Consider the following 17,625-nt stretch of genomic DNA (forward strand, 5'->3'; position numbering starts at 1 on the left):
GTATTTTTACATTTAACCATGCTGTTGGAGATTGATTCCATTTGTGTGTTTAAAAAATACAATGCAAATATTAATTACACTTTTGCTGTAAACCATTTGACAAAGTCATTTTTAGGAATATAATATTTCTCATATATGATTTTTGTTATATATATTTATTGATAGATAATTTATTCTTAAATAAGGAGCAATAAAATGAAACGAAACTTGGGTACTTTGGATCGCGTAATCCGTATTGTTATCGGTGTAGCACTAATCGCTGCAGCCGCTACCGGACAAATTGGCTGGTGGGGTTGGCTGGGCATCGTCCCTCTGGGTACAGCACTGATTGGCAACTGCGCGCTGTACAGCTTATTGGGCATCAACACCTGCCGCATCAACAAAAAATAAAGAAGGCAAAACATGAGTACGGTCGGACAACTCCCGCGAATTACGCCTTCCGAAGCAATAGCAAAAATCCGTGAGGGCGCGTTGGCAGTAGATATCCGAAGCCAAGCCGAATATCGGGGTGGGCATATTGGCGGCGCATTATCTCTTCCGCCTGAACAGCAGCGAGACAAACTGCCCGATGATACAGCCCCATGCCTGATTTTTTATTGTCTGAGCGGCAAACGTACAACTCAGGCAGAAACTATATTGTCAGCGCTTGGCCAAGGTCGAGAATGCTATATTCTAGAAGGCGGTTTACAGGCATGGAAGGCTACAGGGCTTCCTATTGTTGCCGACCGTGCCGCACCGGATATTATGCGGCAGGTGCAAACCATAGCGGGCAGTTTGATTCTGTTGGGCGTGCTGGCAGGTTGGCTGGTATCGCCTTGGTTTTATCTGATAGACGTAATGGTCGGCGCAGGCCTGTTAACGGCCGGACTAACCAGGTTCTGCGGCATGGCACGCCTACTAGCCAAAATGCCATGGAACCATTAAGTAAAGGCCGTCTGAAAGTTGCTGCTGAGGCCATTATGACTGATAATTCGACCTCCTCATTTGCCAAAAAGCGTGAAAAATGACCATTGCCGACAATCAACCACCCTACGAAGAAGCTACCGCTTTTCTCAAACTTCTGGCCAATCCCAACCGTCTCGCCGTATTGTGCAAACTACATGAAAAGCCGCACAATGTAACTGAGTTGGCTGAATCATCCGGACTGCCGCAAGCGGCAATGTCCAGCCAATTAGCCCTATTACGTGAAGCCGGTTTGGTATCGTTTGAAGTGAACCATCGGGAACGGCAATATTACATTGCCGACCCGAGGGTAACCGAGATGATACAGTTGCTGTATTCCTTTTTCTGCGCAGAAAAATCTTGAAATGTTGCCGAAATAAGATAGTCAAAAAATCTATCTATTTATAATTTTAAAGGTTGTCTGAATCTTTTTCAGACGGCCTTTTCTTACCCTCTCTACTTAACCATCACCCTTTCTTTCAAAGTCTTCAATACGTTCTTCACTGTATTAATCCGCACTTCAATATTTTCCATCTCTGCGGTAAATCGCAGCTTATCGGCTCCGGCAAGGCGGTATTTTTTGTCGTTCTGAATCAATAGGATGATTTCGGTTGGATCGACATTGTTGTTTTTGCCAAAGGTTATCGTTACCGCTTCGCTGGTCGCATCAATGGCATCGATGCCCAATTCTTTTGCCGCAAGCCGTAAGTGGTGGCTTTCGATGAGGGTTTTGACAGGTTGTTCTGGCAGGCCGAAGCGGTCGACGAGTTCTTCGTGTATGGCGTTAATTTGCTGCACGGTTTCGCAGACGGCGAGGCGTTTGTAGAGAACGAGGCGCTCGTGAATATCGGGGCAGTAATCTTCAGGCAACAGAGCTGGGCTATGCAGTTTGATTTCTGTGGTAATGCCCAATGGCGCGTCAAGGTCGGGCTGGCGGCCTTTTTTGAGGTCGCGCACGGCTTGTTTGAGCATTTCGGTGTAGAGCGTGAAGCCGACCTGTATCATTTCGCCGGATTGTCCTTCGCCAAGGATTTCGCCAGCGCCGCGGATTTCTAAATCCTGCATGGCGAGGGTGAAACCTGCGCCGAGTTCGTCTGCCGCCGCGATGGCGTCAAGGCGTTTTTCTGCGTCTTTGGTGATGTATTCGGGTGTGAGCAGGTAGGCGTAGGCTTGGTGGTGGCTGCGGCCGACGCGCCCGCGAAGCTGGTGCAGTTGAGCCAGTCCGAATTTGTCGGCGCGGTTGATGATGATGGTGTTGGCGTTGGGAATGTCGATGCCGGTTTCGATGATGGTGGAACAGAGCAACACGTTAAATCTTTGCTGCAAAAAGTCGCGCATGACTTGTTCCAGCTCGCGCTCGCGCAGTTGTCCGTGCGCCACACCGATGCGGGCTTCGGGCAGCAGGGTTTCCAACCGCTCACGCATATTCTCAATCGTATCCACTTCATTGTGCAGGAAAAACACTTGTCCGCCGCGTTTGAGTTCGCGCAACACGGCTTCGCGCACGCTGCCTTCGCTGAAGGGTTTGACAAAGGTTTTGACGGCGAGGCGGCGGCTGGGGGCTGTGGTAATCAGTGAGAAGTCGCGCAGGCCTTCGAGCGCCATGCTGAGGGTACGCGGAATCGGCGTGGCGGTCATGGTGAGGATGTCGACATTGGCGCGCAGGCGTTTGAGTTGCTCTTTTTGGCGCACGCCGAAGCGGTGTTCTTCATCGATGATGACCAGTCCTAAATTTTTGAATTTAATGTCGTCCTGCACTAATTTGTGCGTACCAATAACAATATCGACCGTGCCGTCCGCCATGCCTTCCAGCGCGGCTTTGGTGGCTTTGCTGTTGTTGAAACGCGAAAGGCTGGCGACTTTCACAGGGAAATCGGCGAAACGGTCGGCAAAGTTTTGCGCGTGCTGCTCGACCAGAAGCGTGGTCGGGGCGAGTACGGCGACCTGTTTGCCGCCCATCACCGCTACAAACGCGGCGCGCAGGGCAACTTCGGTTTTGCCGAAGCCGACATCGCCGCACACAAGGCGGTCCATCGGCTTCGCCTGTGTCAAATCTTTAATCACGGCGGCGATGGCGGCTGCCTGGTCTTCGGTTTCTTCATAGCCGAAGCCGTCGGCAAACGCCTGATAGTCCATCTCGTTGATTTCAAACTTGTGTCCCGATTGGGCGGCACGTTGGGCGTAGAGGTTGAGCAATTCCGCAGCGGTATCGCGCGCTTTTTCGGCGGCTTTACGTTTCGCCTTGTTCCACGCGCCACTGCCGAGCTTGTGCAAAGTAACGTTTTCATGCGCCTGACCGGAGTAGCGGCTGATTAAATGCAGCTGCGAAACAGGCACATAAAGCTGCGCTTCGCCCGCATATTCGAGCAACATCATTTCGTTGGTTTCGTCACCCAAGTCCATTGTGACCAAGCCCATATATCGGCCGATGCCGTGTTCTTCGTGTACAACAGGATCGCCGACATTGATTTCGGCAAGGTCGCGCAACAGGCCGTCTGAAACGGCGGCGTGTTTCTTACGATGATGTTTGCGTGAGCGGGCAACATATTGATAAAGATCGGATTCGGTAATGACCGCGATGTTTTGATCTTCTAATTTAAACCCGTATGCCAACGGCGCCACTGTAATCATCAGCGGCTCATGCGCCGACAAAAAGCCCTGCCAGTCGGACACGCTTTTGGCTTTTAAGCCGTTTTGCTGCAAGAAACCGAGCATGGTTTCGCGCCGTCCCAAACTTTCGGCGCACAGCAAAATTCGTCCGTTAAAGGCCGTCTGAAAATCCTTCAATGCCTGCAACGGTTCATCTGCTTGGCGGTTGACGGCCACGTTTGGCAACGTATGTTCATCACTAAAAATATCCGGCAATACCTGACCATAATTTTTCAGACGGCCTGCAAAAACATCGGCAGAGAGATACAAATGCTGTGGAAGCAAAGGCGGATAGGTTTCGTCTCCCTGCGCCATGGCGTAACGCGATTTGACGTCGCTCCAAAAACGGTTTGCCTCGGCATGAACGTCGCCCAAAGAGACAAACAACGCATCTTCGCCGATATAGTCAAACAGCGTTTCCAGCTCGTTTTCAAAAAACAGCGGCAGATAATATTCCACGCCCGCGCCGAAATGGCCGTTGCTGACGGCTTTGTACACAGCCACATCGTTCGGATTGCCATCGACTTCTTCGCGGAAGCGGCTGCGGAAAATCTTTTGCGCCTCGCTGTCGGTGGGGAACTCGTGTGCCGGCAGCAGGCGGATTTCGGAAACGGGGGAAATGGTGCGTTGCGTTTCGGTGTCAAAGGTTTTAATGCTGTCGATTTCATCGTCAAACAAATCGATGCGGTACGGCATTTCGCTGCCCATCGGGAACAAATCGACTATACCGCCGCGCACGGCAAACTCACCTGCCGCAACAACGTGGGAAACATGGTTATAACCTGCATCCACCAAATCGCTTTTCAGACGGCCTATATCCAAAGTCTGCCCTGTTTTCAGCCAAAACGTGCGGCCTGCCAGAAACGGCACAGGCGGCAGCTTCTGCATCGCCGTGGCAACCGGTACGAACAACACATCCGCCGCGCCGCTTTTAATCTGCCACAACGCCGACAAGCGCTCCGACACCAAATCCTGATGCGGCGAAAAACGCTCGTAAGGCAGCGTTTCCCAGTCCGGCAGGAACACCGCCGTATCGTGCGGACGGAAAAACCGCCATGCCGTCTGAAGGCGCAACGCCTGTTCCGCATCTTGGGTCAAGACAACCTTGAGCTGCTTATGCGGCAGATAACGCGCCAAAGCCAAGGGCAGCGAGCCTTGAGACAGATTGAGCCAACGGGATTTTTCACGGGGTTTGGGAATCGGATAAGTCATGACAAAACAGTTTGTAATAAGTAAATACAAGCACCATAGGCCGTCTGAAAATTTTTCAGACGGCCTTTAGCGATCAAATCAATTTTCAATTTTACTGGATACGGGTTTAAAAGAATATAAGGCCTTACAATCAGACGGCCACGCCTGCCAGTTTTCCAATAAATCCGGTTATCACCAATGCCGCAACGCCCCATAGGCACACGCGCAAAACGGCGGGAACAACAGGCGCGCCACCGAGTTTGGCGGAGACATAGCCTAGTCCGGCCAGTCCGCACAAAGTGGAAACTGCCAAGGCCGGAACAATGGCACTAGAAGCTGTCAATGCAACCAGTAAAGGCAAAATTGCGCCGGCACAAAATGAAGCGGCAGAAGCCAGCGCAGCCTGCATGGGACGGGCGGAAGAAGCTTCGGTAATGCCGATTTCGTCACGCGCGTGGGCGGCGAGCGCATCGTGTTCCATCAAGGCTTTGGCCACCTCTGCGGCAAGCGCATCGGACAAACCGCGGAGGCGGTAAATTTCCGTCAGCTCTTCCAACTCCGCATCAGGATTATTTGCCAACTCAAAACGCTCTTTGTGTAAATCGGCTTTTTCCGTATCCGATTGGCTGGACACGGAAACATACTCCCCTGCCGCCATTGACACCGCGCCCCCGATAAGCGCCGAAACGCCCGTCAACAGCAGGGTTTGGAAATCTGGCGCGGCAGCGGCTACGCCCGTCAACAGCGAGGCAGTGGAAATCAGGCCGTCATTGGCGCCCAATACGCTTGCCCGAAGCCAGTTGTTGCGGTCGCTGAAATGGCGTTCGCTGTGGTGTGAATACATATATGCTCCGATAAATTGGCTGTTTCCAGATGATGATAACATTGTATTGTTTTTTGAAATCAATGTCAGTTTATCCCTTCAAATCAAGCATTCTTAAATCTTTCTACTGCCATTTCAACCTATAAAAACCAACACTCCTCTTTGGATTTTTTCAGACGGCCTGAACGCTTTTATAAGCAAATTTATTGTTCCAAGTCATGGCATTATCACAAGGCAGTTTTGTGCTGCTTGGTTTATCGGCTTAAAGATGCTATCTTTATAAATCTTTCCACTCCTCAATCCATTGAAAGGATGTATCATGTCCGAAGAAAACAAAATCAAAGTAAACGATTTACCTGAAGATAAAAAAGAGCAAACCGAAGAAACCGAGCTGCCCGTTATCAACAACGAAGAAAAACGCGGCGGTCATGGCGAAGGCGGTTGCTGCGGCGCATGCGGCGGCTAATCTTCCGACAAAGCCTCCGAGGCCGTCTGAAAAGTCTTACTTTTCAGACGGCCTTTTCCTTTCTAAACAATTACAGGTAAATCAATGAAAGGATGCGGGAGAAGAATTTAAACCCAACCGCGTTTGTGCTACATTCACATCTTTACAAACCACAACAATCTGCACACGCAGACACACAAGGAAGAAAAAAATGTTTTGGTATATCGTTGGTTTTTTCGCCTTCATCGTTTCCCTGCTTTCCCTTTGGGTCAATGCCAGCGCATTCGGCATGGAAGAGGATGGCACGCCGCAATCCGAATATGAAAAAATGTTAGGATTAGGTGCGAAATTGAAAGATAAAGAGACAGCCGCAAAAGAGCGCGAAGCGGCACGTTTTCACCCTGACGATTAAGCCTTACCGACTGGACAATCTTGCCGAACTGGGCTAATGTTCCAAACGCATAACGCACACCAACACAACTATACGAGAAGGTAAGAGAAATGACTGTACGAATCGAACACGATTTATTGGGCGACCGCGAGATCCCTGCTGAAGTATATTGGGGCATCCATACTTTGCGCGCCATTGAAAACTTTAAAATTTCCACGCAAAAAATTTCCGACGTACCGCAATTTGTCCGCAGCATGGTGATGGTTAAAAAAGCCACCGCGCAAGCCAACGGCGCATTGGGTGCCATCAAGCCGGAAATCGCGGCCGCCATTGAAAAAGCCTGCGACGAAGTATTGGTCAAAGGCCGCTGCCTCGACCAATTCCCGTCCGACGTTTATCAAGGCGGCGCCGGTACTTCGGTCAACATGAACACCAACGAAGTCATTGCCAACCTTGCGCTGGAAGTGTTGGGATACGAAAAAGGCCGCTACGACATCGTCAATCCGATGGACCATGTCAATGCCAGCCAATCCACCAACGACGCCTATCCTACCGGCTTCCGCCTTGCCGTGTATTACAGCATCGGCGAATTGCTCGAAAAACTGGCCATCCTGAAAAACGCCTTTGCCGCCAAAGCCGAAGAGTTTAAAGACGTTTTGAAAATGGGCCGCACCCAGCTTCAAGACGCCGTACCGATGACGGCCGGACAAGAGTTTCAATCTTTCCAAGTGTTGTTGGAAGAAGAAATCCTCAACCTCGACCGCACCCGCTCCCTGCTGCTTGAAGTCAACCTCGGCGCCACCGCCATCGGCACAGGCGTAAATACGCCTAAAGGCTATGCGGCTTTGGTTGTTGAGAAACTCTCCGAAGTCAGCGGCCTGCCTTGCAAACTGACTGAAAACCTGATCGAAGCGACCTCCGACTGCGGCGCATATGTGATGGTACACGGCGCATTGAAACGTACAGCCGTCAAACTGTCCAAAATCTGTAACGACTTGCGCCTGCTCTCTTCCGGTCCGCGCGCCGGTTTGAAAGAAATCAACCTGCCTGAATTGCAGGCCGGTTCTTCCATTATGCCTGCCAAAGTCAATCCCGTGATTCCCGAAGTCGTCAACCAAGTCTGCTTCAAAGTCATCGGCAACGACACCACCATCACTTTTGCAGCCGAAGCAGGTCAGTTGCAGCTGAACGTTATGGAGCCGGTAATCGCCCAATGTATGTTTGAAACCATTTCCCTCTTGGGCAATGCCGCGGTCAACCTGTCCGAAAAATGCGTCAAAGGCATTACGGTCAACCGCGAAATCTGCGAACGCTACGTTTTCAACTCCATCGGTTTGGTCACTTATCTGAACCCATACATCGGCCACCACAACGGCGACTTGGTCGGCAAAATCTGCGCCCAAACCGGCAAAGGCGTGCGCGAAGTCGTACTGGAGCGAGGCCTGTTGAGCGAAGAAGAGCTCAACCGCATCCTCTCTCCTGAAAACCTGATGAATCCTCATCTGTAATCAGGGTTTGAAATCAAAGGCCGTCTGAAACTTTACTTTTAAAATTTCAGACGGCCTTTTCATATTCATATTGATGCTTAATCGATTTTTTCTGCGAAATTCAAAATTAAAAGATAGCCTAGCCGCAGGGTTTGATTTAACATGGTGCTGCCCTATCCTGTTTCCTTCTCCAATTCACGCAAACCGGATATTGACAAAACGGTCAAAATAACATCTTCATTTATTAGGAAAAACCAATGAGTAAAATTACACGCGAACAAATGCTGCAAGTATTCGAAAATCGCTGCTCCACCCGTTATTACGATCCCGACAAAAAAATCAGCCAAGAAGATTTTGCAGCGATTTTAGAATTTGCCCGCCTCTCGCCCAGCTCTGTCGGCTCCGAGCCATGGAAATTTTTGGTTATCCAAAACAAAGCCTTGAGAGAAAAGCTCAAACCTTTCAGCTGGGGTATGCAATCGCAACTGGACGACTGCAGCCATCTGGTGATTATCCTTGCCAAGAAAAATGCCCGTTACGATACCCCGTTCTTCCGCAGCGTTGCCGAACGCAGGGGCCTGCAAGAAGAGCAGCTGGAAAAAGCGTTGGCAAGATACAAAAGCTTCCAAGAAACCGACATTAAAATTGCCGACGACCAACGCGCACTCTTCGACTGGAGCGGCAAGCAGACCTATATTGCTTTAGCGAATATGCTCACAGGCGCAGCGGCCATCGGCATTGATTCCTGCCCAATCGAAGGCTTCAACTACGACAAAATGAACGAAGTATTGGCAGCAGAAGGCCTGTTTGATGCCAACGAATGGGGCGTATCCGTAGCGGCAACATTCGGCTATCGCGCCAAAGAAATCACTAAAAAATCACGCAAACCGATTGATGAAATGGTGACTTGGGTCGAATAAGCAGTGTGTATTCTCAGGGCGGCGAGTGTCGCCCTTTTACTTTTCTAAAAAAGTGAAGCAAATTCCGTAACAACAAATACTTCTAAATTCAAAAATCAAAAGGCCGTCTGAAACCATGTGTCAGAAATCCTAGATTTCATTTCACACCGTTTCAGACGGCCTGATTTAATACGCTTCTACTTAAAACGATACTTTCAAACTGCCGTAGAAGGCACGGCCATGCTCGTTATAAGTTTGTGCGCCGGCAGTCGAGCGGTACAGTTTTTTGTCAAACAGATTGCTGATACCGCCACGGACGGCCACGCGTTTGTTCCAATTGTAGCCTGCGTTGATGCCCCAAATGCCGTAAGAACCGACTTGGGTTTGGTTGCGCTCGGAAGTTAAAGGCGTGATACCTGAACGTAGATTACCGTCTCGTTCCAGTATATTAATCGCTACACCGCGCGGTTTAGTACGGCCGTAGTGGGTAAAGGTCAGGTTGGCATCGAAGCGTTCGTTCGGTGTCCAAGACAGTGTGCTGTTGATGGTGTGTTTCGGCACCAAAGACAATGGATTGCCTTGATAATCTTCGGATTTGTGCATGTAAGTGAAATTGTTGCTCCACTTGAGTGTGTCATGCAACGGAATCACCAAGTTGCCTTCGATACCCGAAATCGTCGCTTTCGGCGTATTTTCCCATTGCAGGAGCCAGTTGCGGATATTGCTGGTGGCAATAAGCTGGTCGCCAATCACGATTTTATTGCGGTACGCATTATGAAAATAGGTCGCCGAAGCCTGCCAGCCGTTTTTGTTGAACTCAAGGCCAATCTCTTTATTGATGCTGGTTTCAGGTTTCAAATTGCTGTTGCCCATGTAGAAACAGCTGACATTATCCGGCGCATTGAGCGGACAGCCCTGACCGCGTGTGTACAGGATAAAGTCAGAACTAGCTTGATACAAATTTGGCGCTTTATACGCACGGGCAATACCGCCTTTAACCAACCAGTTTTCGCCGATTTGATGCGAGAAGTTCAAAGCCGGACTCCAGTTGCTGCCGCTGGCACTGTTGTGGTCGAAACGGATGGCCGGAATCAGATGGGTTTTGTCGGTCAACGAAATATTGTCTTCAACGTAGGCCGCCCAGTTGCGTTGTGAAGTTTTACCGCTACGATGTTCCGACACGCCCGAGAAGATGTTCACAACCTTGCGTGATGGCCGTCCAGGGCCACCGGGAATAGTATCTGTCAGACTTTGCGAGTTAGATGTAGGATCATCCAATTTGCTGTCAGTAAATTCCGCACCGACCGTCAATACATTATCAACACCAAGTTTGAACGGAATATTCGCTTCGCTGCTGAAACGCAGGTTTTTCAGACGGCTTTGAACAAAATCCAAGCCTGTATAGCTGCCTTCCGGACCGCCGGCCAAACCTTCAGGCAAGTGGCTGTTGACTGTGCGCTCATAACTGATCACGTTTTTGGTATCACCCCATTCCCATGCGCCATCATGAGTAAGCGAGAAAGCAGAACGATATAAGCGTGCGGTTTCGGCTTTGCTGTCGGCCAAAGAATTAACTAAAGCAGAACGCGGATTGCTGTTTTGCGTATCGCCGTTGTAGATATTGCCCTGACGGCTGTAACTGCTGTCCAAAATCAGCGTTTGCGAAGGGCTGATTCTCCATTGCAGACGGCCTGCAATGTCTTTATTGCGTACGCCTTCGACACCGGCCGCGCTGTCATTACCGTGTCCGGCATTAATATCGGCAGCATCTGCATCCGTTTTATTCAAATTGCCGTAAACGCGGAAGCCCAAAGTATCTTGGATAATCGGGCCGCTCAAATTAAAGCCGATACGGCGGGTTGCGCCCTCTTTGCTGTCTTGCGGCTGATTGGCGTAAAGATTGACTTGTCCTTTAAACTCTTTAGACACTTTTTTAGTAACAATATTGACCACGCCACCCATCGCGCCGGAACCATAACGTGTCGCCGCCGGACCGCGCAAGACAGTAATGGACTCGATTTCTTCAACCGGCACCCAATTGCTGTCGCCACGCGTATTGCGTTCACCGCGCATACTGATACGCTCGGACTGGCGCGAATTAACCGGCTTGCCGTCAATCAAAATCAAAGTGTTTTCAGGGCCCATACCGCGCAAGTCGATTTGACGTTTGTTGCCACGCTGACCCGTCGCCGTATTGCCGGTCAGGTTGACGCCCGGCATGGTGCGGACAAATTCGGAAATATCGTTGACTGCAGGGCGTTTGTCGATGTCGTCTTTCGAAATACGCGATACACCGAGCGACTGTTGCAGTTGTTTCTCGGCAGTAACATAAACGGTATCGACTTCAGCCTGTTCAACTGCTTTCTCTTCAGCTGCGTGTGAGAATGCGCTGATTAACGCCAAAGGCAAAATGGCGAGTGTGAATGTTTTCATTGCATCGTTTCTCTTGGTTTTGTTTAAAATCAAAATAAAAATTATTTGAGATTTTAAATAAACTTAACAGAGTTTTCAATGCAATTAAGAGTGATTTACAATTAAAAGTTAAATTGTGCTAATAGAAATAACAAAATACCAAACAAGTAAAAAGGCCGTCTGAAACAGTATGAAACGAAATCCGAGATTCCTATCATACCGTTCAGACGGCCTTATTCAATTTTTAATTATTTGCCTGCTGCTTTTTGCAGAAGAGTATACAATTCGTCTTTGAGTTTGAGTTTGGCTTTTTTCAGCTCTTCAATCTCTTCGGCACCGCTGGTAACAGGGTTGTTCACCAAACCGGTAATTTTATCGTCCAGCTCGTTGTGCTCCTCAAACAAACGAGCAAAGTGTGCATCCTCTTGTTTCAGTTTAGAAATCAGATCGCGATATTCTGGAAACATTTTGTTTTCCTCTCTTGTTAATTAAATAAAAAAGTACTGCTGTCAAAAACTAGGACGAATCAATCTTTAGCTTCATTATAACAAACACGGGCGTTTTATCCAGTCTTTTTTAAGTCGAAACTGTTTTACATCAAAATTAATAATATCAACATAAGTTAGCGCCAAAATAGAAAGAAACGGCTTTATAGACGGCTTGCCGACTTGGGCATACAATCGGGCCTATGCGTTTACATAATGGCCGAACCACCCTATTCCGTCATATTAACGGCATGGACGGACAATTTATCCTGCTTGAAAACCATCCTTCATGGATGCCGGTCAATGATGCCGATTTCAACCATGCCGCGCCCCTGCCCGACGGTTTGGCCGTACACGAAGAATCATTTTATCCATTTGAAAAAATAGATACCGCCGAATCGGCAGACAATATCAAAATCTTCAGCGAAGAAGCTCTACGGCTGGAGAAAGAACGCTTAAATGCGGTAGCCTTGGTAGAACTGGCAAAAAATCTTAAAGCCGCCCAAGCTGAAGCCGATTTGGTCACGCTTCTGGAAAAAATGGATTTTCATTTAAAACAAGATGATATTTTCAAATAAGCCCTTCAATCTCAGGCCGTCTGAAACCAAGCACCCGACACAATTGTTGACAATGCAAGAAAAATAGTTCATCTTGAACCAATCCGCAGCACTCCATCCCATATTTTCTTTTCAGCCCATCACAAAGGAATCGAGAACATGTTTTCAAAAAGCGTTACCCTCGCACAATATGACCCCGATTTGGCAGCAGCCATCGCCCAAGAAGACAAGCGCCAGCAAGACCACGTCGAGCTGATCGCCTCTGAAAACTACGTCAGCTGTGCCGTTATGGAAGCCCAAGGTTCGCAATTGACCAACAAATATGCTGAAGGCTATCCTGGCAAACGCTACTACGGTGGCTGCGAATACGTTGATATTGTCGAACAATTGGCGATTGATCGCGCTAAAGAGTTGTTTGGCGCAGAATATGTCAATGTCCAACCGCACTCCGGCTCCCAAGCCAACCAAGCCGTGTACGCTTCTGTTTTGAAACCGGGCGACACCATTTTGGGCATGTCTCTGGCACACGGCGGCCACTTGACCCACGGCGCAAGCGTTAACATCTCCGGCAAACTCTACAACGCCATTACTTATGGTTTGGATGAAAACGAAGTTCTCGATTATGCCGAAGTAGAACGCTTGGCACTTGAACACAAACCCAAAATGATTGTGGCCGGTGCATCTGCCTACGCGTTGCAAATCGACTGGGCAAAATTCCGCGAAATCGCCGATAAAGTCGGCGCATACCTCTTTGTCGACATGGCGCACTATGCCGGTCTGATTGCCGGCGGCGAATATCCTAACCCGGTGCCATTCTGCGACTTCGTCACCACTACCACCCACAAAACCCTGCGCGGCCCTCGCGGCGGTGTGATTTTGTGCCGTGACAATACCCACGAAAAAGCGCTGAACTCTTCCATCTTCCCAAGCCTGCAAGGCGGCCCGTTGATGCACGTTATCGCAGCCAAAGCCGTAGCGTTTAAAGAAGCGTTGCAACCTGAGTTCAAACAATACGCAAAACAAGTGAAAATCAATGCTGCCGCTATGGCGGAAGAGTTGGTCAAACGCGGTTTGCGCATCGTTTCCGGTCGTACTGAAAGCCACGTTTTCCTCGTTGACCTGCAACCGATGAAAATCACCGGCAAAGCCGCCGAAGCCGCTTTGGGCAAAGCTCACATCACCGTCAACAAAAACGCCATCCCGAATGATCCGGAAAAACCATTCGTTACCTCCGGCATCCGCATCGGCTCCGCCGCCATGACTACACGCGGCTTTAACGAAACCGACGCGCGCGTATTGGCAAACTTGGTTGCCGACGTATTGGCCAACCCTGAAGACGAAGCCAATCTCGCCAAAGTCCGCGAACAAGTAACTGCTTTGTGCGATAAATATCCGGTTTACGGCGCATAAACATTTCACCTTGGATAAAATAACAGGCCGTCTGAAACTTCAGACGGCCTTTTTTTTTATTTCAACTTTTCTTTTAAATTTCAAAACTGTTTGCTTCGCTGACTTTGCGTATCATGCCTGCCGCGACAGTATGGTTGGTGGTTTCGTCAATCAAAATAAACGCGCCTTGTGCATGGTTGTCTTCGTATGCGGCAGCAGCAAGCGGCTGTTGGGTTTTGAAACTGACGCTGCCGATGTCGTTGAGCTTGAGCGTTTCGGCGGATTCGACGCGGCTGAGGGTGTTCACGTCCCAAACATAGGCAATTTCGCTGATTTTTACGGGCGTGGTTTGGGTAGTGTGCTTCAGCAAATATTTACGGCGCAAATTGAGCGGAATATCGTCAAACCAGCAAAGCGCGGCTTGAAATTGTTGTTCGGGAACAATGCCGCTGTCGGCTGAAACAATGCTGTTGCCGCGTGAAATATCGATGTCCGTATCCAAAACAACAGTCAACACTTCCCCTGCCTCGGCAGATTCAGTTTTACCGTTGGCATTATAGATTTCGGCAACTTTGGCAACATGGCCGCTGGGTAAAACTTTAACTTCATCGCCCACTTTCAGACGGCCTGCTTCCAATCTGCCTTGATAGCCGCGGAAATCGTCGCTGCTGCTGCCGTCTTGGCGCGCCACGCGTTGTACGGGAAAGTGCGCGGCTTGGTCGGCAGCATTTTGACGGTTGACAGGCAGGCTTTCAAGCAAAGGTAAAAGCGGCAAACCTTGATACCACGGAGTTTGGCTACTGGCATTAACGATATTGTCGCCTTTTAAGGCGCTGATGGGCAGGAAGTGGATTTGTGCTTTGAGGCCGATTTGCTCCGCCAGTTTGCGGTAGGCCTCGGTAATGGCTTGATATTTGACTTCATCAAAGTCGAGCAGGTCGAGTTTGTTGACGGCGACGATGATGTTGGGGCAGCCCAAGAGTTTCAGAATCGCGCTGTGGCGTTTGGTTTGCGGCAGGAGGACTGGCTCGCTGCCTGAAAAATCGACGCGTGTGGCATCAACCAAAATAATGGCGGCGTCGGCGGTCGATGCGCCGGTAACCATATTACGCGTGTATTGTTCGTGTCCCGGCGTATCGGCAATAATGAATTTGCGTTTGGGCGTGGCAAAATAACGGTAGGCCACGTCAATGGTAATGCCTTGTTCGCGTTCGGCGGCAAGGCCGTCTGTCAGGCTGGCGAAGTCAGGCGTTTCGCCGTTTTCAGCAGCGCGGTTGAGCTTGTCAAGCTGGTCGGTCAGTAAGGTTTTGCTGTCGTAGAGCAGGCGGCCGATGAGGGTGGATTTGCCGTCATCGACACTGCCGGCGGTAATGAAGCGTAAAAGCGGAGCGGAAGCTGCGGTCATGATTCTTTCCCATTTCTCGTGATTTCTCAAACTGACTGCTACTTTAAACAGGCCGTCTGAAAATGGGAAAGAATGTTTGGTTGTTAAAAAAGCTGTTTTCGTTATATCGCAAAGCGATGGGATGTTGCCTCACACCATCCGTTTTCTCCGGGTTGCCAACCAACACACAATCGACCCTAAGCACACCATCCCCGCCCCCTGCCAAAACGTCATGGACAAAGGCGCGCTGATCAAAAACGAGGACACTACCGCAGACAATACCGGAATGAAATAAGATGCGCCTGCCAATACGGTCAGGTTGCCGCGCGAAATACCGATATTCCACACTGCATAGCCCAAGCCCATACAAGACGCGGCGGCAACGGCATAGCCGAGCGATACGGAATCAAAACTCAACGTATCCGCGCCGCTGAGAAAATACTCTATCCACAACAGTATCGACACCAGCGCAAAGAAGAAGCCGACGCTGCTGCCTTCCGCTTTCACGCGCGCCGTCAGCGTACAATATGCCGCCCAAAACACTGCGTCCGCAAATGCCATGATGTAGCCGCCGGGATTGGTGCGGACATTGTGGTAGATGCCGGAAATCGACAAGCCGACATCGCCGCCCAATACAGTGGCAATCCCTAAAAACGACAGCACAAAGCCGATGACTATCCACCATTTTGATGGCTGTTTGTTGAAATATACCGCCCCGACGATGGTAAACGTCGGCCACAAATAATTGACCATGCCGATTTCCACCGCCTGTCTCGCGTTTTGCGCAAAACCGACCGAGAGCGACAAACACAGTTCACAACCGACAAAAAACACGCTTGCCCAAAACAAATAGCTGCGGTTGTAATTGCGCAAATGCGGCCGGCCGAAAATCAGCCAAATCAATACGGTGGACAGGGTGTACATCATTGCCGCGCCGCCCACTGCCCCCATATGCAGGCTCAAAGAGCGTATCAGGGAAATGACGAAGCTCCACAAGGCAACAGCAAGCAGCCCGATGGCAGTGGCTTGTTTAGATGAAATATTTTGAGATAAGAAATGAATCATGGCGTATGTGCTAAAGATGGTTTTATTAGGTTTATCGTAGTTTGAATATATCGTTTCTACATTAATTATTTTAACGGTTTCAAGGCCATCTGAAAATGATTGTTTCAGACGGCCTTCTATTTGCAATTAGTCCTAAATATGACTATAATCCGCATCCAATTAGTCAATATCGAGACCAATTTATGAATCAACTTGACCAACTCGGTATGCGCATCAGCCACATAAACAGCGCATTCGACCAATGGATTAAACAGCAAAACACCAACTACAATACCTTTGCCGTTCTCTATACCTTAGCCACCGAAGGCAGCCGCACTCAAAAATACATAGGCGAAGAATGGAGCCTGCCCAAGCAAACCGTTTCCGGCACATGCAAAACGCTGGCCGAACAAGGCTTGCTGACATTTCACGAAAGCGAACAAGACAAACGCGAACGCTTATTATCGCTGACCGAGCAAGGCAAGGAATACGCCGCACCATTGGTGCAAAATATGCAGGAATTCAGCAAACGAATTTTTACCGCCTTCGGTGAAAAACGTGCAGCCCGACTGTTTGCCGATTTGGACGCGTTGGCCGAATTAATGGCGCAAACCCTTAATACTAAATAAGGAGGGCAACCATGTGGAAAATGCTGAAACACATCGGCAAAACACACCGCCGCAAACTCATCACAACCTTCTCTCTCGTCGGCTTGGATAATCTGCTCTTGCTGGTATATCCCGTGTTTGGCGGCTGGGCAATTAATGCCGTTATGGAAGGCAACGTCTGGCAGGCAATGTTGTATGGTGTGGTGGTTTTATTAATGTGGATAATCGGTGCCGCCCGAAGGATAGCCGATACGCGCACATTTACCCAGATCTATACTGAAATAGCCGTCCCGGTCGTTTTGGAACAGCGCAAACGAGAAGTACCGCATTCCGCCATTACCGCACGCGTTGCCCTATCGCGTGAGTTTGTCAGTTTTTTTGAAGAACACCTGCCCATCGCTGCTACTTCGCTGGTCTCCATCTTCGGTGCATGTATGATGTTGCTGATACTGGAATTTTGGGTGGGCGTATTGGCTGTCGCGATACTTGCCCTGTTTTTATGGTTGCTGCCGCATTTTGCCGCCATCAGCGAAAACCTATATTTCCGTTTAAACAACCGGCTTGAACGCGACAACCACCTTATCCGCGACGGCAACGAGCATCAGCTCTACCGCCACTATGGCTGGGTTGCCAAACTACGCGTGCTGATTTCCAACCGCGAAGCCTTAGGCTATCTCAGTATCGGCATGGCGATGAGCGTATTGTTCGGCTTCGCCTTTATACACATGACGCTTAAAGGCTATGGCAGCGCCGGCCATATCTATTCCGTCAGCACTTATTTATGGATGTTTGCAATGAGCTTGGACGATGTACCGCGCTTGGTCGAACAATACTCCAATCTAAAAGATATCGGACAACGCGTTGAACTCTCGGAAGAAAACAATCTTTCCAAGGCCGTCTGAAACCTTAACACACTATC

Annotated in this window: 17 protein-coding genes; 11 read left to right on the forward strand and 6 right to left on the reverse strand. The window is 49.5% G+C overall.

Going from position 1 to position 17,625, the window contains the following annotated elements:
- The first annotated feature begins 195 nt into the window (after nt 1–195).
- From ACTHTS_RS00890 to ACTHTS_RS00900, 3 genes are all read left to right on the forward strand, one after another.
- Nucleotides 196–390, forward strand: a complete 195-nt coding sequence (locus ACTHTS_RS00890) for a YgaP family membrane protein (RefSeq protein ID WP_003746314.1) — start codon at nt 196–198, stop codon at nt 388–390.
- Nucleotides 391–402: 12 nt separating this feature from the next.
- Nucleotides 403–924, forward strand: coding sequence for a rhodanese-like domain-containing protein (locus ACTHTS_RS00895; RefSeq protein ID WP_440368936.1), 522 nt, complete (start codon nt 403–405; stop codon nt 922–924).
- A gap of 79 nt (nt 925–1,003) precedes the next feature.
- Entirely contained in the window at nt 1,004–1,306 is a 303-nt protein-coding gene (locus ACTHTS_RS00900) for an ArsR/SmtB family transcription factor (RefSeq protein ID WP_128582522.1), read from the forward strand.
- A 92-nt stretch (nt 1,307–1,398) separates the two neighbouring features.
- On the opposite strand, the gene mfd is transcribed toward ACTHTS_RS00900, so the two are convergent.
- Both mfd and ACTHTS_RS00910 read right to left on the reverse strand, forming a co-directional pair.
- Nucleotides 1,399–4,803: a transcription-repair coupling factor gene (gene mfd / locus ACTHTS_RS00905; RefSeq protein WP_440368939.1), complete on the reverse strand. Its 3,405-nt coding sequence runs from the start codon at nt 4,801–4,803 to the stop codon at nt 1,399–1,401.
- A gap of 130 nt (nt 4,804–4,933) precedes the next feature.
- Nucleotides 4,934–5,626, reverse strand: a complete 693-nt coding sequence (locus ACTHTS_RS00910) for a VIT1/CCC1 transporter family protein (protein WP_004519991.1) — start codon at nt 5,624–5,626, stop codon at nt 4,934–4,936.
- Between the two features lie 298 nt (nt 5,627–5,924).
- Here ACTHTS_RS00910 and ACTHTS_RS00915 point away from each other — a divergent pair, with 298 nt between their 5' ends.
- The 4 genes from ACTHTS_RS00915 (at nt 5,925) to ACTHTS_RS00930 (ending at nt 8,848) form a co-directional block, all read left to right on the forward strand.
- Nucleotides 5,925–6,071, forward strand: a complete 147-nt coding sequence (locus ACTHTS_RS00915) for a hypothetical protein (RefSeq protein ID WP_164836719.1) — start codon at nt 5,925–5,927, stop codon at nt 6,069–6,071.
- Between the two features lie 190 nt (nt 6,072–6,261).
- Nucleotides 6,262–6,462, forward strand: coding sequence for a hypothetical protein (locus tag ACTHTS_RS00920; protein WP_003746297.1), 201 nt, complete (start codon nt 6,262–6,264; stop codon nt 6,460–6,462).
- 89 nt (nt 6,463–6,551) lie between these two features.
- Nucleotides 6,552–7,949 carry an aspartate ammonia-lyase gene (gene aspA / locus ACTHTS_RS00925; RefSeq protein WP_003746294.1) on the forward strand — a complete coding sequence of 466 codons (1,398 nt, stop codon included), beginning with the start codon at nt 6,552–6,554 and terminating at the stop codon, nt 7,947–7,949.
- A gap of 236 nt (nt 7,950–8,185) precedes the next feature.
- Complete coding sequence (locus ACTHTS_RS00930; RefSeq protein ID WP_440368942.1) at nt 8,186–8,848, forward strand: NAD(P)H-dependent oxidoreductase; 663 nt, start codon at nt 8,186–8,188, stop codon at nt 8,846–8,848.
- Between the two features lie 180 nt (nt 8,849–9,028).
- Here the strand turns inward: ACTHTS_RS00930 and ACTHTS_RS00935 are convergent, their stop codons facing one another.
- Entirely contained in the window at nt 9,029–11,260 is a 2,232-nt protein-coding gene (locus ACTHTS_RS00935) for a FepA family TonB-dependent siderophore receptor (protein WP_440368944.1), read from the reverse strand.
- Nucleotides 11,261–11,487: 227 nt separating this feature from the next.
- On the reverse strand, nt 11,488–11,706 hold the full coding sequence (locus ACTHTS_RS00940; RefSeq protein WP_440368945.1) for a YdcH family protein: 219 nt from the start codon (nt 11,704–11,706) through the stop codon (nt 11,488–11,490).
- Nucleotides 11,707–11,927: 221 nt separating this feature from the next.
- Here ACTHTS_RS00940 and ACTHTS_RS00945 point away from each other — a divergent pair, with 221 nt between their 5' ends.
- Both ACTHTS_RS00945 and glyA read left to right on the forward strand, forming a co-directional pair.
- Entirely contained in the window at nt 11,928–12,302 is a 375-nt protein-coding gene (locus ACTHTS_RS00945; RefSeq protein WP_440368946.1) for a hypothetical protein, read from the forward strand.
- Between the two features lie 138 nt (nt 12,303–12,440).
- On the forward strand, nt 12,441–13,691 hold the full coding sequence (gene glyA, locus ACTHTS_RS00950) for a serine hydroxymethyltransferase (RefSeq protein ID WP_440368947.1): 1,251 nt from the start codon (nt 12,441–12,443) through the stop codon (nt 13,689–13,691).
- Between the two features lie 73 nt (nt 13,692–13,764).
- On the opposite strand, the gene ACTHTS_RS00955 is transcribed toward glyA, so the two are convergent.
- Nucleotides 13,765–15,075: a sulfate adenylyltransferase subunit 1 gene (locus ACTHTS_RS00955; RefSeq protein WP_440368948.1), complete on the reverse strand. Its 1,311-nt coding sequence runs from the start codon at nt 15,073–15,075 to the stop codon at nt 13,765–13,767.
- A gap of 129 nt (nt 15,076–15,204) precedes the next feature.
- The gene (gene yddG / locus ACTHTS_RS00960; RefSeq protein ID WP_039862220.1) at nt 15,205–16,119 is read right to left on the reverse strand and encodes an aromatic amino acid DMT transporter YddG; all 915 of its coding nucleotides are present in this window, start codon (nt 16,117–16,119) and stop codon (nt 15,205–15,207) included.
- Nucleotides 16,120–16,301: 182 nt separating this feature from the next.
- Between yddG and ACTHTS_RS00965 the strand changes: the two genes are divergently transcribed.
- Both ACTHTS_RS00965 and ACTHTS_RS00970 read left to right on the forward strand, forming a co-directional pair.
- Nucleotides 16,302–16,727, forward strand: coding sequence for a MarR family winged helix-turn-helix transcriptional regulator (locus tag ACTHTS_RS00965; RefSeq protein ID WP_440368949.1), 426 nt, complete (start codon nt 16,302–16,304; stop codon nt 16,725–16,727).
- 11 nt (nt 16,728–16,738) lie between these two features.
- The gene (locus ACTHTS_RS00970; protein WP_440368950.1) at nt 16,739–17,608 is read left to right on the forward strand and encodes an ABC transporter six-transmembrane domain-containing protein; all 870 of its coding nucleotides are present in this window, start codon (nt 16,739–16,741) and stop codon (nt 17,606–17,608) included.
- The last annotated feature ends 17 nt before the right edge of the window (nt 17,609–17,625 follow it).

Source organism: Neisseria sp. P0019.S003, from assembly GCF_051957115.1.
Taxonomy (GTDB): Bacteria; Pseudomonadota; Gammaproteobacteria; order Burkholderiales; family Neisseriaceae; genus Neisseria; species Neisseria flavescens_D.